The sequence below is a fragment of the Streptomyces sp. AC1-42W genome (assembly GCF_003248355.1).
In the GTDB taxonomy this organism is placed as follows: Bacteria; Actinomycetota; Actinomycetes; order Streptomycetales; family Streptomycetaceae; genus Streptomyces.
Map to the genome: position 1 here is coordinate 3,172,875 of NZ_QKWY01000002.1, position 20,681 is coordinate 3,193,555.

General features: G+C 70.0%; 21 protein-coding genes. 12 read left to right on the forward strand and 9 right to left on the reverse strand.

Annotated elements, in window-relative coordinates:
- Positions 1–17 precede the first annotated feature (17 nt).
- Both DNK56_RS31975 and DNK56_RS31980 read right to left on the reverse strand, forming a co-directional pair.
- Positions 18–458, reverse strand: a complete 441-nt coding sequence (locus tag DNK56_RS31975; protein ID WP_111339240.1) for a hypothetical protein — start codon at positions 456–458, stop codon at positions 18–20.
- Positions 452–910 carry an ATP-binding protein gene (locus DNK56_RS31980; RefSeq protein ID WP_111339241.1) on the reverse strand — a complete coding sequence of 153 codons (459 nt, stop codon included), beginning with the start codon at positions 908–910 and terminating at the stop codon, positions 452–454. The genes DNK56_RS31975 and DNK56_RS31980 overlap by 7 nt, the downstream gene beginning before the upstream one ends.
- A 205-nt stretch (positions 911–1,115) precedes the next feature.
- Between DNK56_RS31980 and DNK56_RS31985 the strand changes: the two genes are divergently transcribed.
- Genes DNK56_RS31985 through DNK56_RS31995 form a run of 3 tightly spaced genes read left to right on the forward strand, consistent with a single transcriptional unit; the run spans position 1,116 to position 2,684 of the window.
- The gene (locus DNK56_RS31985; RefSeq protein ID WP_111339242.1) at positions 1,116–1,976 is read left to right on the forward strand and encodes a helix-turn-helix domain-containing protein; all 861 of its coding nucleotides are present in this window, start codon (positions 1,116–1,118) and stop codon (positions 1,974–1,976) included.
- Complete coding sequence (locus tag DNK56_RS31990; protein WP_111339243.1) at positions 1,976–2,212, forward strand: DUF397 domain-containing protein; 237 nt, start codon at positions 1,976–1,978, stop codon at positions 2,210–2,212. Before DNK56_RS31985 ends, DNK56_RS31990 begins: the two co-directional genes overlap by 1 nt.
- Positions 2,213–2,228: 16 nt before the next feature.
- On the forward strand, positions 2,229–2,684 hold the full coding sequence (locus DNK56_RS31995; protein ID WP_111339244.1) for a YchJ family protein: 456 nt from the start codon (positions 2,229–2,231) through the stop codon (positions 2,682–2,684).
- On the opposite strand, the gene DNK56_RS32000 is transcribed toward DNK56_RS31995, so the two are convergent.
- From DNK56_RS32000 to DNK56_RS32025, 6 genes are all read right to left on the reverse strand, one after another.
- Positions 2,657–4,747: an MDR family MFS transporter gene (locus DNK56_RS32000; RefSeq protein ID WP_111339245.1), complete on the reverse strand. Its 2,091-nt coding sequence runs from the start codon at positions 4,745–4,747 to the stop codon at positions 2,657–2,659. The two genes, DNK56_RS31995 and DNK56_RS32000, sit on opposite strands and share 28 nt — an antisense overlap.
- A 55-nt stretch (positions 4,748–4,802) precedes the next feature.
- Entirely contained in the window at positions 4,803–5,630 is an 828-nt protein-coding gene (locus tag DNK56_RS32005; RefSeq protein ID WP_111339246.1) for a hypothetical protein, read from the reverse strand.
- Between the two features lie 83 nt (positions 5,631–5,713).
- Positions 5,714–6,928 (reverse strand): acyl-CoA dehydrogenase family protein, encoded by a 1,215-nt coding sequence (locus DNK56_RS32010; protein WP_111339247.1) that lies wholly within the window; start codon positions 6,926–6,928, stop codon positions 5,714–5,716.
- Positions 6,929–6,932: 4 nt separating this feature from the next.
- Positions 6,933–7,406 carry an SCP2 sterol-binding domain-containing protein gene (locus DNK56_RS32015; protein ID WP_111339248.1) on the reverse strand — a complete coding sequence of 158 codons (474 nt, stop codon included), beginning with the start codon at positions 7,404–7,406 and terminating at the stop codon, positions 6,933–6,935.
- Between the two features lie 104 nt (positions 7,407–7,510).
- Positions 7,511–7,774 (reverse strand): hypothetical protein, encoded by a 264-nt coding sequence (locus DNK56_RS32020; protein WP_111339249.1) that lies wholly within the window; start codon positions 7,772–7,774, stop codon positions 7,511–7,513.
- A gap of 217 nt (positions 7,775–7,991) precedes the next feature.
- The gene (locus tag DNK56_RS32025) at positions 7,992–9,206 is read right to left on the reverse strand and encodes a PucR family transcriptional regulator (protein WP_111339250.1); all 1,215 of its coding nucleotides are present in this window, start codon (positions 9,204–9,206) and stop codon (positions 7,992–7,994) included.
- 765 nt (positions 9,207–9,971) lie between these two features.
- Here DNK56_RS32025 and DNK56_RS36330 point away from each other — a divergent pair.
- From DNK56_RS36330 to DNK56_RS32045, 3 genes are all read left to right on the forward strand, one after another.
- Positions 9,972–10,589 carry a hypothetical protein gene (locus DNK56_RS36330; protein WP_241990153.1) on the forward strand — a complete coding sequence of 206 codons (618 nt, stop codon included), beginning with the start codon at positions 9,972–9,974 and terminating at the stop codon, positions 10,587–10,589.
- A 112-nt stretch (positions 10,590–10,701) separates the two neighbouring features.
- Positions 10,702–11,259, forward strand: coding sequence for a hypothetical protein (locus tag DNK56_RS35135; protein ID WP_158558452.1), 558 nt, complete (start codon positions 10,702–10,704; stop codon positions 11,257–11,259).
- Between the two features lie 75 nt (positions 11,260–11,334).
- Positions 11,335–12,849, forward strand: coding sequence for a DUF6801 domain-containing protein (locus DNK56_RS32045; protein WP_111339252.1), 1,515 nt, complete (start codon positions 11,335–11,337; stop codon positions 12,847–12,849).
- A gap of 84 nt (positions 12,850–12,933) precedes the next feature.
- On the opposite strand, the gene DNK56_RS32050 is transcribed toward DNK56_RS32045, so the two are convergent.
- Positions 12,934–13,872, reverse strand: a complete 939-nt coding sequence (locus DNK56_RS32050) for a hypothetical protein (protein WP_199563559.1) — start codon at positions 13,870–13,872, stop codon at positions 12,934–12,936.
- Positions 13,873–14,681: 809 nt separating this feature from the next.
- Between DNK56_RS32050 and DNK56_RS32055 the strand changes: the two genes are divergently transcribed.
- From DNK56_RS32055 to DNK56_RS32080, 6 genes are read left to right on the forward strand one after another with little or no spacing between them, the layout of a single operon-like run.
- Complete coding sequence (locus tag DNK56_RS32055; protein WP_111339254.1) at positions 14,682–15,677, forward strand: ABC transporter ATP-binding protein; 996 nt, start codon at positions 14,682–14,684, stop codon at positions 15,675–15,677.
- Positions 15,674–16,528, forward strand: coding sequence for an MlaE family ABC transporter permease (locus DNK56_RS32060; protein WP_111339255.1), 855 nt, complete (start codon positions 15,674–15,676; stop codon positions 16,526–16,528). Before DNK56_RS32055 ends, DNK56_RS32060 begins: the two co-directional genes overlap by 4 nt.
- Positions 16,529–16,531: 3 nt before the next feature.
- A complete protein-coding gene (locus DNK56_RS32065; RefSeq protein ID WP_111339256.1) occupies positions 16,532–17,335 on the forward strand; it encodes an MlaE family ABC transporter permease in 804 nt (267 codons plus the stop codon).
- On the forward strand, positions 17,335–18,636 hold the full coding sequence (locus DNK56_RS32070) for an MCE family protein (protein WP_111339257.1): 1,302 nt from the start codon (positions 17,335–17,337) through the stop codon (positions 18,634–18,636). Before DNK56_RS32065 ends, DNK56_RS32070 begins: the two co-directional genes overlap by 1 nt.
- Positions 18,633–19,664 carry an MCE family protein gene (locus DNK56_RS32075; protein WP_111339258.1) on the forward strand — a complete coding sequence of 344 codons (1,032 nt, stop codon included), beginning with the start codon at positions 18,633–18,635 and terminating at the stop codon, positions 19,662–19,664. Before DNK56_RS32070 ends, DNK56_RS32075 begins: the two co-directional genes overlap by 4 nt.
- On the forward strand, positions 19,661–20,680 hold the full coding sequence (locus DNK56_RS32080; RefSeq protein ID WP_111339259.1) for an MCE family protein: 1,020 nt from the start codon (positions 19,661–19,663) through the stop codon (positions 20,678–20,680). Before DNK56_RS32075 ends, DNK56_RS32080 begins: the two co-directional genes overlap by 4 nt.
- Position 20,681: the final 1 nt, after the last annotated feature.

Here is a 20,681-nt window from a genome sequence, read left to right on the forward strand (position 1 = left end):
GGTGACCGGGGGGCCGGTCAGGGGGCGGAGATCGCCGGGGGCCCGTACACCTGGGTCCAGGTCGGCGTCACGCCGGTCACCTGGCAGACCATCAGGAACAGGGGGATGGGCGGGGTGTACGGCGTCCGGCTGTCGGGCTGGTGGATCAGCCGGGGGCGTACCGCCGGTACACAGGCGCCGCGCGCGTACGCCGCCTGCTCGGGCCAGTCCAGGTCGAGGTCGGAGCCGGCCGGGACGATCCACCACCAGCGCTCGGCGTCCGCGAAGACACAGCCGGTACGGGGCAGGTGGGACATCAGCCGGAATCCGTAGCGCGCGGGCACCCCCACCGCGTCGTAGCCCAGGCTCGCCGACAGCGCCGTGGGCAGTGGGAGCTGGACCCGGCCGCCGCCCGACGGGCCCGCGGGCTCACGGGAGCGGCGCATCGCGAGGAAATGGTTCATGGCGTTCTTCAGCATGTGTGCTCCGAGCCGTGCGGCAGTTCTGCCCAGACGATGCGGCCCGAGCCGTCCCCGGCGTCGCGCGATCCCCAGGCGGCGGCCAGCGAGTCGACGAGCAGGAGGCCGCGGCCGTGCTCGTCGTCGGCACCTCTGCCCAGGCGGGGGCCGCCCGGCTGGTGCCCCTGGTCCTGCACGGAGACGCGCAGCCGGCCGTCCAGGCGGCGCAGTTCGCACAGGACCCGCGCGCTCGCCGTGTGCACCACCGCGTTGGTGACCAGTTCGGACACGATCAGGACCGCCGCCTCGCGGGTGTCGCCGTCCGTGCGCCACTCGCCGAGCCGGGACTTCGTCAGGCGCCGGGCGGTGGCGACCGATTCGGGGTGCGCGGGCAGCGCGAAGCAGTAACGGAGCGCTTCGGCCCCCGGACTGAGGTCCACGCGCCGGGGGATGAGCGCACTGCCAGGTGCCACGACCGAATCCTCACAGTGGGGGCTGCGTCACGCTTCGCGATCTTGGAGAAAGCCGCGGGCGCGACAGGTCAACTGATTTCGCACACCAACTCTCCCCCTGTAACGAACACTTGGCAAGAGGCACTGTGAAAATTCCAGAGTGGCTGTGTCCACGGCGGCATGCGCATGGCACACTGCACCCATACAGCGCATGGGGAGGTCTGAAGTGAGCGAACCGCGGTCCGCCCCGACCGTGGGCCAGGTCGTTCTCGGCAAGCGTCTGCAGGACCTGCGGGAGCGTGCCGGGATGAGCCGGGACCTGGCCGCGAAGGTGTTGCGCGTCGCCCCGGCGACGGTCCGCAGGATGGAGACGGCCGAGGTCGCCCTCAAGATCCCCTATGTGCAGGCGCTGCTGAAGGCCTACGGGGTCGGCGACGAGGAGTCGGACGCCTTCGTCGAACTCGCGGAGGAGGCCAACAAGCCGGGCTGGTGGCAGCGGTTCCACGACGTGCTGCCGGACTGGTTCAGCATGTACGTCAGCCTGGAGGGCGCGGCGAGCCTGCTGCGCATCTACGAGCCGCACTTCGTGTCCGGACTCCTCCAGACCGAGGACTACGCGCGCAGCGTGATGCGTACGTGTGCGGTCGGCCAGGTCAGGATCGAGGACATCGAGCGCCATGTGGCGCTGCGGATGGAACGACAGGAACTGCTCACCAAGCAGAACGCGCCCCGCCTGTGGGTGGTGATGGACGAGACCGTCCTGCGCCGCCCCGTCGGCAGCGCCGCCATCATGCGCGCCCAGGTGGACAAGCTGCTCGAAGCGACGTCGATGCCCAATGTGACACTGCAGATCGCGGAGTTCTCCACCGGTCACCACCCGGGGACGTACGGGGCGTTCGTGCTCTTCCGGTTCGCCGTCCCCGAACTGCCCGACATGGTCTACAGCGAATATCTGACCGGAGCCGTCTACTTCGACGCGCGCCAGGAGGTGGCCTCCTACCTCGAGGTCATGGACCGCATGGCGGCCCAGGCCGCGACTGCACAACGCACGAAGGAACTCCTCCGGGACTTCCGCAAGGAGCTGTGATGACACCCATATACAACGGCATGCCTGCCGCTGACCTCGGCTCCGAAGGCTGGTACAAGCCATGGAGCGGCGGCAACGGCGGTACCTGCGTCGAGGCCATGAAACTGGCTGACGGGAGAATCGCCATGCGCCAGTCGGCGGACCCGGACGGTCCGGCCCTCATCTACACCCACCACGAGATCGCCGCCTTCATCCAGGGCGCCAAGGCCGGCCAGGCGGACTTCCTGCTGACCTGACCGGCACAATGGACGCATGTCCCGACGCACCTCCCGCCCCCGGCGCCCGTCCGCCACGGGCGCCCGCACCACCCCGGCCCCCGAGATCGGCGCGGTTTCGCCGTGCCCCTGCGGGCTGCCCGCCGCGTACGCCGAGTGCTGCGGCCGGCTGCACGCGGGGGCCCCGGCGGCGACGTGCGAGGCGCTGATGCGCTCCCGTTACGCCGCCTTCGTCATCCGGGACGCCGGATATCTGCTGCGCACCTGGCACCCGGATCACCGGCCGGACGTCCTGGACCTCGACCCGGACCAGCGCTGGCAGGGGCTGGAGGTCCTGGAGACCACGGAGGGCAGCGCCTTCCACACCACCGGCACCGTCACCTTCCGCGCCCACTACGCGGTGGGCGGGCGCGCCGGATCGCTCCACGAGAAGAGCCGCTTCGTGCGCCACGCGGGCGCCTGGGTCTACGAGACCGCCGTCTTCGCCGACTGAGCGCCCGCCGGGGCGGCCGGGGCCAGCTCCTGCGTCAGGTCCTCCGCCAGCAGCCGCTTGGCGATCACATCGACGGCGGCGCGCAGCCTGGCGTCGTCCGGGCGCCCGCCGTCCGGGCCCAGCTGGTCGTTCAGCCAGCGCGCCCAGGCGTCGCCGATGGCTTGGGCCTCGCGGCGGCCGGCCGCGGTGTGCGTGAACAGATGACCGTCCCCGGTGAGGAAGCCCTCCTCGATCATCCGGTCGAAGACCGGCACCAGGACCTCCGGCGGAATCCGGTGCCGGGCGGCGATCAGCCGGAGCCCCGCATGGCCCACCATCCGGGTGAACAGGTCGACCTGCATCACCGCCCAGGCGCCCGCCATGTCCAGCCTGGTGTCCGAACCGGCCACGATCCGCCGCGCCGTCTCCGGGTCCACCCGCCGCAGCACCCTGGCCACCGAGAACTCCAGCAGCCGGGCCGGGTCCCCGGTGTTCGGCGAGGCGAACCCCTCGCCCATGTCCGTCGAGCCGGCCCGCACCGTGTCCCGCAGCCGCACCTGCTTCAGGAACAGCGCGACGACGAACCCGATGAGCGCCACGGGCACCGTCCACAGGAACACCGTGTGCAGGGTGTCCGCGTACGCCTGGGCCAGCGGCGCCGACTGGGCGGGGGGCAGCGCGTGCAGCCCCTCCGGGCTCTGCGACGCCTTCGCGAGCACGGCGGGATCGCCGCCCGCCCGCGCCGCCTCGGCGATCCCGTCCCTGAGATGGGGGCCGAGCCCGTTGGCGTAGATGGTCCCGAAGACGGCGGTGCCGAAGGAGCTGCCGAGCGTACGGAAGAAGGTCACGCCCGAGGTCGCCGTGCCCAGGTCCGCGTAGTCGACGGTGTTCTGCACCGCGATCGTCAGGACCTGCATGGACAGCCCGATTCCGATGCCCAGGATCAGCATGTACAGCGACTCCAGCCACACCCCGCTGTCCGGGCCCATCCGGGAGAGCAGGAAGAGACCGGCCGCCATGACGAGTGACCCGACGATGGGGAAGATCCGGTAGCGGCCGGTCTTGCTGACCACATTGCCGCTGAAGATCGACGCCGCGAGCAGACCGGCGACCATCGGCAGGGTCCGCACCCCCGACAGGGTCGCCGAGTCGCCGTCCACGTACTGGAGATACGTCGGCAGGAAAATCATCGCGCCGAGCATCGCGAACCCCACGATGAAGCTCAGCACCGAGCACACCGTGAAGACCGGGTTGCCGAAGAGCCGCATCGGCAGCATCGGCTCCTTCGCCCGGAACTCCACCAGGCAGAACAGCGCGAGCGCCACCACACCGAGCACGAACAGCCCGATGATGACCCCGGAGCCCCAGGCGTACTCGTTGCCGCCCCAGCTGGTGGCCAGGATCAGGGCGCTGGCCCCGACCGTGACCATGGCGATGCCCAGGTAGTCGATGACCGGCCGCCCGGCCGCCTTGACGGACGGGATCGTCCGGGCCGCCGCGACGACCACCACGATCGCGATCGGCACATTGACGTAGAACGCCCAGCGCCAGGTCAGATGGTCGGTGAACAGGCCGCCCAGCAGCGGCCCGATCACGGTCGAGACCCCGAACACGGCACCGATCGCGCCCTGGTACTTGCCCCGGTCGCGCAGCGGGATGACGTCCGCGATCAACGCCATCGAGGTGACCATCAGACCGCCGGCGCCGATGCCCTGGAGCCCGCGCCACACGATCAGCAGCGTCATGTTCGTCGCGAGCCCGCAGAGGAACGAACCGGTGATGAAGATGACGGCGGACACCTGGAAGACGATCTTCCGCCCGAACAGGTCGCCGAACTTGCCGACCAGGACCGTCGCCACCGTCTCCGCCAGCAGATAGGCGGTGACCACCCACGACATGTGCGCGGCGCCCCCGAGGTCCGAGACGATCGTGGGCAGCGCCGTGCCCACGATCGTCTGGTCCAGCGCGGCCAGCAGGATGCCCAGCACGATCGTGGTGAAGACGATGTTGCGGCGGCGCGGATCGAGCACGGGCGGCGCGGCGGCACTCCGCGTGACGGGTGCGGTCTCGCTGGCAGTGGTCACCCTTGCACCCTCACATCGCGCCGAATCACCCGCATGCGGGGAACGCCCGGACGTGTCAGCCGAGCAGATCCCGCAGCGACGCCGTCATCCGCGCGGCGAATGCCTCGCGCACGGGGGCGGAGACCCGGTCCAGCGACAGATACGGATTGAGGTCCTCCAGCTCCACCAGCAGCAGTTCGCCGTCCGCCGTCCGGCAGGCGTCCACGCGCTGGATGCCGTGCTCCAGTGTGTTCCACTCCACGAACGAGCGCGCGAACGCCAGGTCCGCCGCGCTCGCCGGGTACGGCTCCAGCACCCACCGCCGCTCCGGGTCCGGGGCGTGCAGCGCGTACTGGAAGTCGTGGTCCACGAAGTAGAAGGACACCTCGTAGCGGAAGTCGATCCGGGGCTGGACGAGCAGGGTGCCGTCCGCGCCGGGCTTCAGCTCGGGCGTCGCCACGAAGCGCAGCCCGACCGAGTCCGCGCCCAGCTTCGGCTTGACGACATAGCTCTCCGCCCGCGGCAGCAGCCCCAGATCCGCCGCCCGGTCCACGGTGGGTATCACCGGGTGCCCGGCGCGGCTGAGATCGACCAGATACTGCTTGCCCGCCATGTCCCCGCGCCCGTTCAGCGGGTTGTACACCCGGGTGCCCAGCTCCAGGGCCCGCGCCCGGAACGCCTCGTACGCCTCCCGGTAGTGCAGCACGGGACCGCTGTTGCGTACGACGACGGCGTCGAACCGGTCGAGCAGCGCGGCCGCGTCGCGCGGGTGGCAGAGCGCGATGTCGAAGTCGGCGCGCAGCCGCGCGGTCAGCGCGATGTCCTCGTCGCAGTAGTGCCGGCCGCGCGCCTCGTAGGCCAGGTCGGTGACGAAGAGGACGGACGGGCGCGGGACGGCGGGCATGGGCGCTCCTCCTGGGTGCGGTCGGTGGGCTGACGCGCCCATCCTCGCGGGCCCGCCCGCGCCCCGTACCGCCGCCCCCGCGCTCAGCGGATGTGCCGGCCGGAGATGGCCCGGGCGATGACCAGGCGCTGGATCTCGCTGGTGCCCTCGAAGATGGTGTAGATCTTCGCGTCGCGGTACATCCGCTCCACCGGGTGCTCCCGGCTGTATCCGGCGCCGCCGAGGATCTGGACGGCTTTCTCCGTCGCGGCCACCGCGAGTTCGCCCGCGCGCAGTTTGGCCATGGAGCCCTGACCGGCGTCGAAGGCGCGGTCGTTGCGGGCCATCCACGCGGCCTGCCGGATCAGCAGCCGTACGGCCTCGATCTCGGTACGCAGGTCGGCCAGCGCGAACGCGATCGACTGGTTCTCGATGACCGGCCGCCCGAACGCCTCGCGCTGCCCGGCGTACTCCAGCGCGTATTCGTACGCGGCGCGCGCGATGCCCAGCGCCTGGGCGCCGACCGTGGGGCGGCTGACCTCGAAGGTGGCCATCGCGGCCTGCCCCTTGGCGGTGCCGCCCTCGCGGGCGCGGGCCAGCCGGGCGTCCAGCCTCTCCCTGCCGCCGAGCAGGCAGTGGCCCGGCACCCGTACGTCGTCGAGGAAGACGTCCGCCGTGTGCGAGGCGCGCAGGCCCAGCTTCTTGATGGTGCGGCCGGCGGCCAGGCCCGCGGTGCCGGACGGCACGATGAACGCCGCCTGCCCGCGCGCGCCGAGCGCGGGGTCGACCGAGGCGACCACCACGTGCACCTCGGCGATGCCGCCGTTGGTGATCCACGCCTTCTGGCCGGAGATCACCCACTCGTCCCTCGCCTCGTCGTAGCGGGCCCGGGTGGTCATCGCGGAGACGTCGGAGCCGGCCTGCGGTTCGGACACGCAGAACGCCGCGACCTTCGGCTCGTCCGCGTCCCCGTAGCACTGGGGCACCCACTCGGCGAGCTGGTCCGGGGTGCCGGAGGCGAAGATCCCGGCGACGGCGAGCGAGGTGCCGAACAGGGCCATGCCGATGCCGGCGTCACCCCAGAACAGCTCCTCGTTGGCTATCTGGAGGGAGAGCCCCGACGGGTCGCCGTACATGTCGGCCAGCGACTCGAACCCGTAGAGCCCGATCCGGGCGGCCTCCTGGATGACCGGCCAGGGCGTCTCCTCGCGGGCGTCCCACTCGGCCGCCGCCGGGCGCACCACCTCGGCGGCGAAGCCGTGCACCCAGTCGCGCAGGTCCCGCTGCTCCTCGGTGAGCGCGAGGGAGAAGTGGCTCATCGGCTCACGCCTTCGGGATGTCGAAGTAGCGGGTCAGCCCGGAGGCCAGGCCCACGTCACCGGCCACCTTCAGCTTGCGCATCATGAACATGGTGATGGGGTTGCCGTTGCCGGAGACCAGCTTGAGGAACTCCGTGTCCGCCATGATCAGCGTGGTGCGCGGCTCCGCGTCGGAGCGGCCCTCGGTCACCGCGCAGGTGCCGTCCGCGAGGGCGGTCTCGTAGACCACCTCGGTGTCCCCGGTGATCTTCCAGCGGATCAGCGCCGTCAGCTCTCCCGCCGCCTCCGGGCGGAACTGCTGCCGCATCCGGCCGAAGACCTCACTGAGCACCCGTGTGCGCAGCTCGCCGCGCATGACCTCGGAGAGCTGCCGGGCGGACAGACCCTTCACGATCCGGGCGAACTCCTCGGGGGAGACGGCCGTGAAGTCGAGGGCGGCCAGTTCGCCGGTGACCTCGCCGCTGCTGTTGTCGGGCACGCCAACTCCTTACTCCGAAGTAAACTTACTTCTGAGTAAGGTAAGGGTGCGGCGGTCTCGCCGCAAGACGTTCCGGCGGGGGCGGCACGGGACGCCCCGCCCGGTCACCAGGCGGAGCCGGGGCGCACCACCAGCCGGGGGTGGTGCGTGGCGAGCACCTTGTTGGCGCGGGCCAGGTCCGCCAGGGCCTCCTCGCGGTCGGCCTGGTCCTCGATGCCGAGCCGGGGCCCCCGGAACCTGCGGACCTCGCGTGCGGCACACTCGGCGTCGAACTCCGCCCGGAGGACGTGCGCGGGTGTGCAGGCGCCGATGAGCGCGGCGATACGGTCCGGGATCGGGACGGGGACGAGCAGGTGCGGGGCGGTCATGGGGGTTTCCCTCTCGATGGTGGCCAGAAGGTCGGGCGGCGGGCCGCCGGGTGGGCGGCCGACACCTCTCCTCCATCTAACGAGACGCAGTTCCGGGTTTCTCGTTGCGTGCGTCTCCGTGTGGCAACCGTTTGGGAATGACCGGCTATTTCCCCTTACCAGCAAGTAGGTTGACTTCGCGTGAGATGCTCGTCCGTTCGCGGCCGCGTCGCGCTGTTCAGATGGGTGTGTCGTTGCTGCGGGCCCGCAGCCTCATGGCGCGAAGCACGGTCTCCGTGGAGAACCGCGCCTCCGGATCGACCAGTTGATCGCCGAAGATCGATTCCAGATTGCGCATCCGGTAGCGGACGGTCTGGGGGTGCACGTCGAGCAGCTCGCCCATCTGGGCCGCCGTGCCTCGGGTGTCGAGCCAGATCCGCAGCGTCTCGATGAGCCGTTCACGCCGGTTGGCGCTGATATTGGCCATCGGGGCGAGTTCGCGGCGCGCGAGCTGGTCCAGCAGGACCGGATCGGAGAGCAGCCACAGGGTGATGAGGTGGTCCTCGCAGCGGATGGCCGGCGCGTCGTCGATGACGCCGGCGTCCACGAGTTCCAGCACCCGCCGGGCCCAGCGGATCGAGTCCGAGGCCAGGGAGGCGGGGACGGTGAGACCGACGGCCGCGCGGACCCCGGGGAGCGCGTGTTCGAGCATGCGTCTGCGCATGTCGTCGAAGGGCCCCGGTATGAGTAAGTGCGGCTGGGGTTCGGTGAAGTCCACGAGCACGTCGCGGTCGATGGCCAGCCGGTCCAGATCGGGCGACGGCCGCACCGCCACGAGCGTCACCTCGTCCGGCAGTGTCCAGCCCGTCTGCTCGCACAGCTCGGCGATGGCCACCCGGGGCACCGGCCGCCCCGCCAGGATCAGGTGCAGCAGCCTGCGCCGCAGGGTGTCCGTGTGGTCGTCGGACGCCGACCGCACCTCCAGATACCCCTCGCGCGACAGGGCCTCCAGCTCGTCCACGTACGAGAAGAGCGCGTCCGCGAACGTCAGCATCATGGTGGGGGAGAGGTTGTAGCGCCTGCCGATCTTCTTCGCCCGCCGCAGCGCCACCCGCGCGCCCAGCCGGTACGCCCCCTGCAACTGGTCCAGGCCGCGCCCCTCGTACGCCTCGAACCTGCCGAACCTCCGGCACATCTCGTCGCGCAGCGCGGACGGGGCGCTGGGTTCGGCCACCTGGTCCACGAACACGGAGATGCTCTGCTCGACGCCCACCCGGATGCCCTGGCCGTACGGGCCGTCGAGAAGCCGCGCGTACTCGGGATAGGCGCGAGTGACCTCCAGGCCGATCTCCTTGATGAGACTCGGTAGTTCCGGCCGCACGATCGTGGCGAACTCCTGCGGCAGCGGTCCCAGTGGTTCTCCCAGCTCCGAGGGTTGCGCAACTCCCGGCATACCTTTCAACCCCTTGCTCTTCGGCGCCCGATGGGGGTGGACGGACGGGAGAGCGCTCCCATCCGTCGTCAGGTGCGTACCGACATCGGCTGTTGAAGATAGTCCACGTGTGTGGCCCTGAACACAGGCAGGACAAGACGAAATGCAGGGGGCACGTACCGGTTGTTTTCAGCCAACTGTCGCCTCGGTCGCCGCACTCGGGCCCGGCTCGCGGACCCCTTGTGCAGTGCCGATGCGGGGGCTTGGATTCCGGTAATGCGACGGTCGTTCCGGCCACTGATCCCGGCTCTTCGAACAATGCCGCCTTCGCATTTCGCGGTGAATTCCACCGGGCCGGCGACGGGAAGTCAAGAGGACCGCCGGCCGGTCGGCGCTCCGGGCGCGCCTTGCCGGGGAGGCCGTACGGCAGGGCTGTGACGTGGGGCGTTGGGCGGCGACGGGGGCTGTACCGTCATCAGGTGAGCAGAGCGGGCCGCCCGGAGCCCGGCGGGACTGCTCACTTCTCGATAAAAAATCCACCCGCGTTACTCGCCGCGCAGCAAATTCCCGCGCGGACGGGTCGATTGTGGAGATTCTTTGTTCCAGCGTGTTGCGGAGCGACATTACTCGCCCGTAGCGTCATGGCCGAACGCAAGAGGTCGAGCAGTCGGACACCCACGACTGCCACATTCCTGTCTCGTGACCCCCCGCTCCGGGAGCGCCGCTCACCCGGCCGGAAGTGGCCCCCCGGTGTAGGTCACACACCCTCGAAGGGAACCGGATTCCGTGAACACCCTTGCACGCAGAGCCGCATTCATCACCACCGCCGCCGCCGCTGCCCTCGGGATGGCGGTGACCACGGCCTCCGCCGGCACCACGTCCTCGTGGTCGGCGACGCCCAACGGCGCGTACACCGCCCACGCGGACTACCCGACGCTGGACGTCCCGCTCGCCAACCTGGTGTGCGACTCGTCCGACGTCAACACGGGCACCGTCAACGCCACCAGCGCCACCGGTGCCAACATGGCCAGCATCACCGACATCGTCTTCACCAACTGCACCGTCGGTGGACTCGGCTTCGACGTCACGATGACCGCGACCCCGTGGACGATCAACGTCACCGGTGTGGACCCCGCGAACGCCAACCGGGTCAAGGGCAACGTCACCGGCATCTCCGCCCACATCGAGGGCTTCGGCTGCTCGGCCGACTTCACCGGCAAGGTCTACGGGTACTACGACAACAGCTCCGGGGACCTGGTCATCGACGGGACCGGCACCGAACTGACGGCGTCCAACGCCGACTGCATGGGCCTGGTCAACGACAACGACGTGGCGATCTTCAACGCCTCGTACCACGTCGACATCAACTCCACCCACACGTCGCCGGTGATCACCACCCCGTAAGGCCGCTGGAACGCCACAGGTACGGGCCGGCCGCGGAGCCTCTCCGCGGCCGGCCCGGCCTTCTCGTTACGGGCGTCGCGCGAGACGCCCCGACCCGTGAGGATGTGAACGCGTGAAACGCCGTACGCGAAGATCCGCAGCCGTCGTGGCAGCCGCCCTCGCCGCCGCCCTGGGTACCGCCGTCGCTCCGGCCGCGGCCGGGACCGCGTCCGTCCGGACGTTGTCGCCGCCCGGACCGTACACCGCCCACTCCGACGACCTGACCGTGCAGATGCTGGGCGCGATGACGTGCGACTCCTCCGATGCGGGCGGCTGGCTCGCCCCCACCGGCCCGGTCGTCGCCGACGTCAGCTCCTTCATGGGCACCAACTGCGTGCTCGCCGGAATGAACGTCGATCTGGCGGTCACGTCGAGCCCCTGGCAGGTCGTCGCCCAGGGCCCGAGCACCTCGAACCCGAACGTGGACCTGGTCCTCATCCAGGGTGTCGCCGTCCACGTCGTGGGTTGGGGCTGCTCCGTCGACCTCACCGGCTCCCTCCACGGGGCCTTCGACACCACCACCGACGTCCTCACCATCGACGACCAGCTGACCGCGTCCGACGCCGATTGCCTCGGCCTCGTCGACGACAACGACCCGGTCCAGGTCACCGCCACGTACCAGGTCGTCTAGGGCGAGTTCCGAAACTCCCGCACACCGGCCCCGGTACGCACCACCCGCTCGCACCACGTGGAGGACACCCCCGATATGCACACCCAGATACCCGTGACCCGTGCGGGGCGTTCCGTGCGGGTCGCCTCCGTCGCCGGACTGGCCCTGCTCGCCGGGCTGTTGTCCGGCGCGGGCTCGGCCGCCGACGAGAACGCGGAGCCCGCCGGCCTCGCGGCCACCTGCGGAACCGAGGACGGCGGCGAGGCGGCCGCGGCGGCCTCGGTGGCCCTGTCGGTGGACGTACCGGCGACCGGCGAGGTCGACCGGCCCGTGCAGCCGGGGCCGGTGACCCTCACCCTGACGCTCGCGCGCTCCGATCTCGCCGGACTTCTGCCGGAGGGCACCGAAGCCGTCGTGAGCCGGGCGGCCCTCGCCGTGAAGGTCGCCCAGAACGGTGCGTCGGCCGAGGCGCCGTGGCAGCTGACCGCCCCCAGTACGCCCCTCGGGGCCGACGGCGACCTGGTGCTCGTACACACCGGTGAGGTCCCCCATGTGACCTTCGGGGCCGCGGGCGACGTCGACTTCTCCCTCGGGGAGTTCACCGTAGAACTGCTGTCGGCCGCGGCGACGACCGCCACGGAGGCCCCACCGGCCCTCGCCACCCTGACGTGCCGGCTCGACGACGGGCAGGACGGGCATCTCGCGACCACGCGGGTGACGGACGGCTCCGGCACCCGGCCGTCCGCCCCCGCGACGCCCACCGACCCGGCAGGCGGCGCGGGCCGGGCGGAGCGGCAGGACATCGCGGTGGAACGGCCGGCGGCCGCCGGCGACGAGGACCCCGATTTCTGCCCGGTGGAACGCCCCGTGGGCGAACTGGACGCGAGCGAGGCACCCCAGCCGCCACCGGGCGACCCCGTCCGCATCACGGTCATCCCCACCGGCGGAACGTTCAGCTGCGCCAACGCGCTGGGGCTGGCCAATGTGCGCAAGCTGAACGGGGCCATGATCATCAACAACCCCGACGCCCCGGCGCTCATCAGCGTGCTCGCGACGCAGCGGGTGGCGACACGCGCGACGAACGCCCAGGGCGGGCCGTACACCCGAATCGACTCGCTCGCGAACCTGGACCTGCCGGACGCCGAATCCACCTTCCTCACCTTCGGGTTCCAGCCGGTGACCGCGAAGGTGTCGTTCGAGAACGGGCCCATCACCATCTCGACCGGCAGCTACGGTGTCCCGCCCAACCGGGTGTCCTTCGCCACCGCCTACTTCAAGCAGTCCCTGCGGCTCCACGACGTCGAGGTCAACGGCACCCCGCTGGACGTGGGGAACGACTGCCGGACGTCGAAGCCGTTCAAGGTGGTGCTGAACGGCGGCGACGACTACACCAACGTGGCCCTGGGCGGCGTCCTGGAGGGCGAGGTCGACATCCCGGCCTTCACCGGCTGCGGCACGGGCGGCGAGGACCTCGACCCGCTCTTCACCGCCTCCATCTCGGGCCCCGGCAACCGGGTCTTCATGAACCAGGCACCCACCTGCATTCCGGCCAACCCCACCCGGTCGTACTGCCCGCCGCCGCTGCCCACGCTCCCCGGCTCCGAGTCCTGAGCGCCGGCCGCGAGCCCGGAACACACCGAAGGGGCCGCCTCCGCGAGGAGGCGGCCCCTTCGGGGCTCCCTGGTACGGGGGCGGCTACCGCACGGCCGAGTGCCAGTACTGCGACAGCAGCTTGCCCGCGTCGGGCGCGGTGTCACGCGGCTTGTTCAGCGTCGCCACGTACGTCTGGGCGCTGTCCAGCGTGACGTGGTTGTCGCCGGAGGCCGCGGGCAGGCCGGTCTTCAGGTTGACCGCCCAGTTGAGCGAGCCCAGCAGCCCGCAGCCGGTGGTGCCGGGGACCGCGTACGTCGTGTCGGTCTGGGTGGCGCCCAGGAGGTTGAGCCGGTTGAGCGGTCCGGCCGTGTCCGGGGTGCCGTCACCGGCGAACTTCTGGCTGCCGACGGCCGGCTGCGTCAGGTTCTGCGGCTTGAGCAGGATCGGGTTGGTGGAGGAGCCGATGTAGCACTTGTCACCGAGGAGCGGGTTCTCCAGGTGGATGCGGACGGGGAGGGTGAGGATCGGCTTGCCGGTCGTCGTCCCCGCCAGGAGCTGGAAGCCGGTCGGGTTGTCGACCGACTCGATGGTCGCCGTCACCCGGTTCAGGTTGACGTCGGTGAGCGTGTTGCAGATGCCCGTGATGACCGGGACGTCGTTCGGGCACATCAGCCCGAGCAGACCGCCCGGCACCTTCGCGGAGTCGGCGATGAGCGCGCCGCCCTTGGGGGAGATCACGGTGGACGTGCCGCCGGGGTGGTTGATCACACCGACCTGGAGGTCGCTGGCGCCGACCGGCACCTCGGTGTTGCCCAGCTTGATGGAGCCGCTCGCCGAGTGGGACGACACACAGATGGCGGTGTCCGTCGCCCCGTCCACCGCCAGCATGGCGGGGTCGTCCACCGGGCAGCGGCTGAAGGGCGCCCAGTTGCCGTTCAGCGTCGCGGTGGCGGCCGTGGCCGTGCCGATCGACGCGACGGCGGCGAGCGCGGTGAAGGAGGCCAGCAGCCCCACACGTACCCGGTTCGAGCCAGTTCTCATGTCTTCCCCTTATTTCCGATGGGAGGCGGCCGTCGTCGAGGCGGCCGGGCGAGCCCGGAGAGATACCCGGTGCGCAGCGAATTGAGCACGGAATGCGGAAAGCGGGTGCCGGGACGGCATCGGACAGTGCCGGTACGAAATCCCATTCACCGAGCCGTGAGGTTACTGGCGGGAAACACCGGGACACAATCCCGCTGTATGAGAATCTGCGGGCGGGGCGGTCATCTCCGTCAGGGATGAGTACGGGATTCGGCCTTCTTGTCACTTCGTGCGCAGGTCCCGCGGACCCGCCGGGGGTGCGGGCGGGCGATGAATCCGGAATGCCGCCCGCCGCTTGTGCATTCGAGCCGGTCTCCAGCGTCTCCCGGCCGCAGGTCCCTCGCCCCCGCGAAGGCCGGCCGGGCGCCGAACTTGTCATCCGGAGACAGTTTTTCCGGCCGCCCTGCTCAATCGGTGCGAAAGAACGGAGTGCTTTGTGCTCTCGCGCGAAAACTTGATGACCTGGTATTGCGGGTCAGGTTACTCACCCGTAGCGTCGCCTCCGTCAGCAACCCACCCGGCGCGTCCGGGGATTGCTCACCCGTCGGAGGGGGCCCCGGCACGTCTCCAGTGCCGGGGTTCCGGCCTGCACCGGAGGACGGCACTGCGCAGTAGTTCACAAGATCGGGACCGGGATTTGTCATCGGATGACAAGCCGACCGGATCTTTGTGAATGGGCTGTACAAGGGCTTGTCCTGGCGGTGCCGGTGAACTTAACGTGCGCCCCTCGGTGCACTTCTGTCACTTCGTGAGCGCATGCAGGAGGTGGGATGGGAATCGAAGTAGTCGTCGAAGGGCTCACCAAGTCATTCGGCAAGCAGAACATCTGGCAGGATGTGTCGCTCACGCTTCCCGCAGGCGAGGTCAGTGTCATGCTCGGCCCGTCCGGGACGGGAAAGACGGTCTTCCTCAAATCCATCATCGGCCTCCTCAAACCCGAACACGGACGCGTTCTCGTCAATGGCGTCGACATGGTGAACGGGTCCGAGCGGGACATCATGGAGACACGGAAGCTCTTCGGTCTCATGTTCCAGGACGGCGCCCTTTTCGGATCGATGTCGCTTTTCGACAACATCGCCTTCCCGCTCCGGGAGCACACCCGCAAGAAGGAATCCGAGATCCGCCGCATCGTCATGGAGCGCATCGACGTCGTCGGCCTCCTGGGCGCCGAGAACAAGCTCCCCGGCGAGATATCCGGCGGTATGCGCAAGCGGGCCGGCCTCGCCCGCGCCCTCGTCCTGGACCCGCAGATCATCCTCTGCGACGAGCCCGACTCCGGCCTCGACCCCGTCCGCACCGCGTACATCTCCCAGCTCCTCGTCGACCTGAACGCCCAGATCGACGCGACGATGCTCATCGTCACCCACAACCTCGACATCGCCTCCACGGTCCCGGACAACATGGGCATGCTCTTCCGCCGCAACCTGGTCACCTTCGGGCCGCGCGAGGTACTGCTCACCAGCGAACTGCCCGTCGTCTCGCAGTTCCTCGCCGGCCGCTGCGAGGGGCCCATCGGCATGTCCGAGGAGAAGGACGCGGCCACCCTCGCCGCCGAGGAGCTCAAGGGCTACGGCCAGGGCATCAGCTCGGCCAACGCCCCGCGCACCGTCGTCCCGCAACTGGAGCCCTCGCCCGGCCTGCCGGTGCGCCAGGGCGCCCTGCGCCGCCGGGAACGCGTCATGTCGATGCTCGGCGAGCTGCCGGAGGCGGCCCGTACCGCCATCCTGGACAGCTACAGCCCGGCCGCGGGCGGTGGACGCCGGTGACCGCCCCCATGCCCGTACGGCCCCCCGACGAACCGGTGGACCGCGCCCCGGAGCAGGCCGCGCCGCCCGAGGCCCCGCGCCCCAGCAGGCTCGCCGCCCCGCTGCGCGAGACCGGCCGGCTGTTCGCGCTGGCCGGGACCGTGACCCGCGAGACCTTCCGCCGGCCCTTCCAGGTACGCGAGTTCATCGAGCAGTTCTGGTTCGTCGCCAGCGTCACCATCCTGCCCGCCGCCCTCGTCTCCATCCCGTTCGGCGCGGTCATCGCCCTCCAGGTCGGCTCGCTCACCCAGCAGCTCGGCGCCCAGTCCTTCACCGGCGGCGCCAGCGTCCTCGCCGTCATCCAGCAGGCCAGCCCGATCATCGTGGCGCTGCTGGTGTCCGGGGCCGCCGGCTCCGCCATCTGCGCCGACCTCGGCTCCCGCAAGATCCGCGAGGAACTGGACGCCATGGAGGTCATGGGCGTCTCGCCCGTGCAGCGCCTGGTCGTCCCGCGCGTACTCGCCACCATGCTGGTCGCCGTCCTGCTCAACGGCCTCGTCTCGGTCGTCGGCACCCTCGGCGGCTACTTCTTCAACGTGATCATGCAGCACGGCACACCGGGCGCCTACCTCTCCAGCTTCTCCGCCCTCGCCCAGCTGCCCGACCTCTACGTCAGCGAGGTCAAGGCGCTGATCTTCGGCTTCATCGCCGGAATCGTCGCCGCCTACCGCGGCCTCAACCCGCGCGGCGGCCCGAAGGGGGTGGGCGACGCGGTCAACCAGTCCGTCGTCATCACCTTCATGCTGCTGTTCTTCGTGAACATGGTCCTCACGGCGATCTACCTGCAGATCGTCCCCGCGAAGGGGAGCTGACCCATGTCAATGCTCGGCTGGCTCGACAGATCCGGTGACCAACTCACCTTCTACGTACGGGCACTGATCTGGATACCCCGCACCCTGCGCCGCTACCTCAAGGAGGTCCAGCGCCTCCTCGCCGAGGTCGCCTTCGGCAGCGGCGGCCTCGGGGTCGTCGGCGGCACCATCGGCGTGATGATCGCGATGACCCTGGCGACCGGCACCGTCGTCGGCCTCCAGGGGTACGCGGCCCTCAACCAGATCGGCACCGCCGCCTTCACCGGATTCATCTCCGCCTACTTCAACACCCGCGAGATCGCCCCGCTCGTCGCCGGACTGGCCCTCTCCGCCACCGTGGGCGCCGGCTTCACCGCGCAGCTCGGCGCCATGCGCATCAACGAGGAGGTGGACGGCCTCGAATCGATGGGCGTGCGCTCCATGCCCTACCTCGTCACCACGCGCATCATCGCCGGCGTCGTCGCCATCATCCCGCTCTACGCGATCGGGCTGCTCTCCTCGTACGTCGCGTCCCGCTACGTCACCGTCCTGTTCAACGGCCAGTCGGCGGGCACGTACGACCACTACTTCAACCTCTTCCTCTCCCCGGCGGACGTCCTCCTGTCGGTGCTCAAGGTGCTGATCTTCAGCGTGATGGTGATCCTCGCCCACTGCTACTACGGCTTCCACGCCAGTGGCGGACCCGCCGGAGTGGGCGTCGCGGTCGGCCGGTCCGTGCGGAACGCGATCGTGCTGATCAGCGTGACCGACTTCTTCCTCTCGCTCGCGATCTGGGGCGCCACGACGACGGTGAAGGTGGCCGGCTGATGACTACCCGCGCCGCCCGCGCCACCGGCCGCAGAACCGCCGGAGTCGCCTTCTTCCTCGTACCCGCCGTCCTCATCTGGGTCTCGGTCTCGGTGTACGAGAAGGACTTCACCCACGACGCGACCGTCACCGTACGCACGTCGAGCGTGGGCAACGAGATGCACGAGAACGCCGATGTGAAACTGCGCGGCGTCGTCGTCGGCCAGGTACGCGACATCGCGGCCGACGGCGACGGGGCCCGGCTCACCCTCGCCATCCAGCCGGACAAGCTGGACCGCATCCCGGCGGACGTCACCGCCCAGATGCTGCCCACCACCCTCTTCGGCGAACGGTTCGTCGCCCTCGTACCGCCCCCCTCGCCCTCCGCGCGCACCCTCGGCGCCGGCGACGTCATCCCGCAGGACCGCTCCAGCAACGCCATCGAGCTGGAACAGGTCCTCGACAACGTCCTGCCGCTGCTGACCGCCGTCAAACCGGAGAAGCTGTCCGCCACCCTCAACGCGGTGTCCACCGCGCTCCGGGGCCGGGGCGAGAAGCTCGGCGACACCCTCGTCACGCTCGACGCCCACCTGAAGAAGTTCAACCCCCAACTCCCCACGCTCAACGAGGACATCAAGGAACTCGTCAAGGTGAGCCGGCTCTACGCGGACTCCGCCCCCGACGTCCTGGACGCCCTCACCGACTTCACCACCACCAGCACCACCCTCGCCGAACAGCGGGAGAACCTCGCCGACGTGTACGGCTCCACCACCGCCTCCGCCCGCGACGTCACCTCCTTCCTCCGGCGCAACAAGGACAACCTCATCCGGCTCGCCGCCAGTGGCAGGCCCACCCTGGAGACCCTCGCGAAGTACTCCTCCGAGTTCCCCTGCACCCTGCGCACCGTCGCCAACTTCGTCCCGGCGATGGACAAGGCGCTCGGCAAGGGCACCGACGAACCCGGACTGCACGTCACGCTCAAGACCGTGCCGTCCAAGGGGAAGTACGTCGCCGGCAAGGACACCCCGGTGTACAACGCCACCGGCGGACCGCACTGCTACTCCATCCCGTACGTCGGCACCACCGTGCCCACCGCCGACGCCCTGACCGCCCGAAGGGCCGCGGCCGACCCGGACACCGCCACTCCGGTCGAGGTCCCCGCCGCCGATCCCTCGCTCGGCATGCCCAACTCCCCGCAGGAGAGCCGGCTCGTCAACGAACTGGTCGCTCCCTCACTGAAAGTCCGGCCGCAGGCCCTGCCCGAGTGGAGCAGCGTGCTCATCGGCCCGGCCTTCCGCGGTGTGGAGGTGAAGCTCAAGTGAAGCGCCGCTCCATCGCGGGACCGCTCGCGAAATCGATCGTCTTCATCGTGGTGACGAGCCTGGCCACCACGGTCCTGGCCCTGTCCATCGCCAACACCGGGGTCGGCGAGACCCGTTCGTACAAGGCCCGGTTCACCGACGCGACCGGCCTCATCGTCGGGGACAGCGTCCGTGTCGCCGGCGTCAAGGTCGGCCAGGTCGAGTCCATCCGGGTCGCCGACCGCCGGGTCGCCGAGGTCCGCTTCAACGTCCGCAAGGGCAAGAGGCTGCCGGCCTCCGTGACCGCGTCCATCAAGTACCTCAACATGGTCGGCCAGCGCTACATCGACCTGGGCCAGGGCGCCGGACCCGTCGGCGAGAGCTTCGCGCCGGGCGCCACCATCCCGCTGTCGCGCACCACGCCCGCGCTCGACCTCACCCAGCTCTTCAACGGCTTCCAGCCCCTCTTCGAAGGGCTCTCGCCGCCCGACGTCAACGAACTGGCCGGCTCCATCGTGCAGGTGCTCCAGGGCGAGGGCGGCACCGTCGACAGCATCCTCCAGCACGTCGGCTCGCTGACCGGCACGGTCGCCGCCAAGGACAAGGTGATCGGCGAGGTGATCAAGAACCTCAACACGGTCCTGAAGACCGTCAACGACCGGGAGGACGGCTTCAACGACCTGGTCGACACCCTCCAGGCCCTCGTCACCGGCTTCGCGGGCGACCGCAAACCCCTCGGTGAGGCCGTCACCGCGATGGGCGCGCTCACCACGGTCACCGCGGACCTCTTCGAGGACGGCCGCAAACCCCTCAAGGAGGACATCAAGCAGCTCGGCAGGCTCTCCGGGAACCTGGCCGACAACACCCCGAAGATCGAGAACTTCCTGGAGAAGACCCCGGCCAAGATGGAGGCGATCGGCCGTCTCACGTCGTACGGCTCCTGGCTCAACCTCTACCTCTGCGAGGCGAAGGTCAGCGGCGTCACGACCCGCGACGGAAGCACCCCGCCGACCGGCATCGAGATCACCCAGCCGAGGTGCCAGTCATGAGAATCAAACCCCTGCGCCATCGCAACCCCGTCGCCGTCGGCATCGTCGGACTGCTGGTGCTCGCCCTCGTGGGATTCGGCGCCTACCGGGCCGACTCGCTCCCCTTCATCGGCGGCGGCACCACCTACAGCGCCGACTTCACCGAGTCCGCCGGACTCTCCGAGGGCGACGAGGTCCGCATCGCCGGTGTCAAGGTCGGCAAGGTCACCGGCGTCTCCCTGGACGGCGCCAAGGTGAAGGTCTCCTTCAAGGTCGAGGACGCCTGGATCGGCAACGCCAGCACCGTCGGCATCGCCATCAAGACCCTCCTCGGCGAGAAGTACCTCGCCGTCGACCCGCTGGGCGACGCCCCGCAGGACCCCGGCGAGCGCATCACCGCGTCCCGCACCACCTCCCCGTACGACGTCACCCAGGCGTTCAACGGACTGGGCGAGACCATCGGCGAGATCGACACCGAGCAGCTCGCCAAGAGCTTCGAGACGATCTCCGCCACCTTCGAGAACTCCCCGCCCGCCGTGAAGAACGCCGCCAAGGGCCTCTCCGCGCTGTCGAGGACCGTCTCCGAACGCGACGCCCAGCTGGCGACCCTGCTCAAGGGCAGTAAGCGGCTCACCAAGACCCTCGCCGGCAAGAAGAGCGGCTTCGAAACCCTCCTGGAGGACGGCAACCTCCTCCTCGGCGAGATCCAGGCCCGCCGCGACTCCATCCATCTGCTGCTCACCGGCACCCGCGACCTGGGCGTCCAGCTCAGCGGTCTCGTCGCCGACAACAACAAGCAGCTCAAGCCGACCCTCAAGGCGCTCGGCCGGGTCACCGCGGTGCTGAAGAAGAACCGCAAGAGCCTCGACAAGGTCCTCTCGCTCGCCGGCGGCTACAACCGGCTCGTCGGCAACACCCTCGGCAACGGCCGCTGGTTCGACAACTACGTCTGCGGCGTCGTCCCGAGGAACTACCTGCCCGCCGACACACCCCCCGCGACCGGATGCATGCCTCCCAAGCAGGAAGGCGGGCACTGAG

Excerpts from the sequence above, each read along its gene's own strand:
- DNK56_RS32045 (WP_111339252.1), top strand. The coding sequence starts at position 11,335 with ATGCACACCCAGATACCCGTGACCCGTGCGGGGCGTTCCGTGCGGGTC.
- DNK56_RS31995 (WP_111339244.1), top strand. The coding sequence starts at position 2,229 with ATGTCCCGACGCACCTCCCGCCCCCGGCGCCCGTCCGCCACGGGCGCC.
- DNK56_RS32050 (WP_199563559.1), bottom strand. The coding sequence starts at position 13,872 with ATGAGAACTGGCTCGAACCGGGTACGTGTGGGGCTGCTGGCCTCCTTC.
- DNK56_RS32025 (WP_111339250.1), bottom strand. The coding sequence starts at position 9,206 with ATGCCGGGAGTTGCGCAACCCTCGGAGCTGGGAGAACCACTGGGACCG.
- DNK56_RS32080 (WP_111339259.1), top strand. The coding sequence starts at position 19,661 with ATGAGAATCAAACCCCTGCGCCATCGCAACCCCGTCGCCGTCGGCATC.
- DNK56_RS31990 (WP_111339243.1), top strand. The coding sequence starts at position 1,976 with ATGACACCCATATACAACGGCATGCCTGCCGCTGACCTCGGCTCCGAA.
- DNK56_RS32055 (WP_111339254.1), top strand. The coding sequence starts at position 14,682 with ATGGGAATCGAAGTAGTCGTCGAAGGGCTCACCAAGTCATTCGGCAAG.
- DNK56_RS32020 (WP_111339249.1), bottom strand. The coding sequence starts at position 7,774 with ATGACCGCCCCGCACCTGCTCGTCCCCGTCCCGATCCCGGACCGTATC.
- DNK56_RS32065 (WP_111339256.1), top strand. The coding sequence starts at position 16,532 with ATGTCAATGCTCGGCTGGCTCGACAGATCCGGTGACCAACTCACCTTC.
- DNK56_RS32070 (WP_111339257.1), top strand. The coding sequence starts at position 17,335 with ATGACTACCCGCGCCGCCCGCGCCACCGGCCGCAGAACCGCCGGAGTC.
- DNK56_RS32005 (WP_111339246.1), bottom strand. The coding sequence starts at position 5,630 with ATGCCCGCCGTCCCGCGCCCGTCCGTCCTCTTCGTCACCGACCTGGCC.
- DNK56_RS31975 (WP_111339240.1), bottom strand. The coding sequence starts at position 458 with ATGCTGAAGAACGCCATGAACCATTTCCTCGCGATGCGCCGCTCCCGT.
- DNK56_RS32010 (WP_111339247.1), bottom strand. The coding sequence starts at position 6,928 with ATGAGCCACTTCTCCCTCGCGCTCACCGAGGAGCAGCGGGACCTGCGC.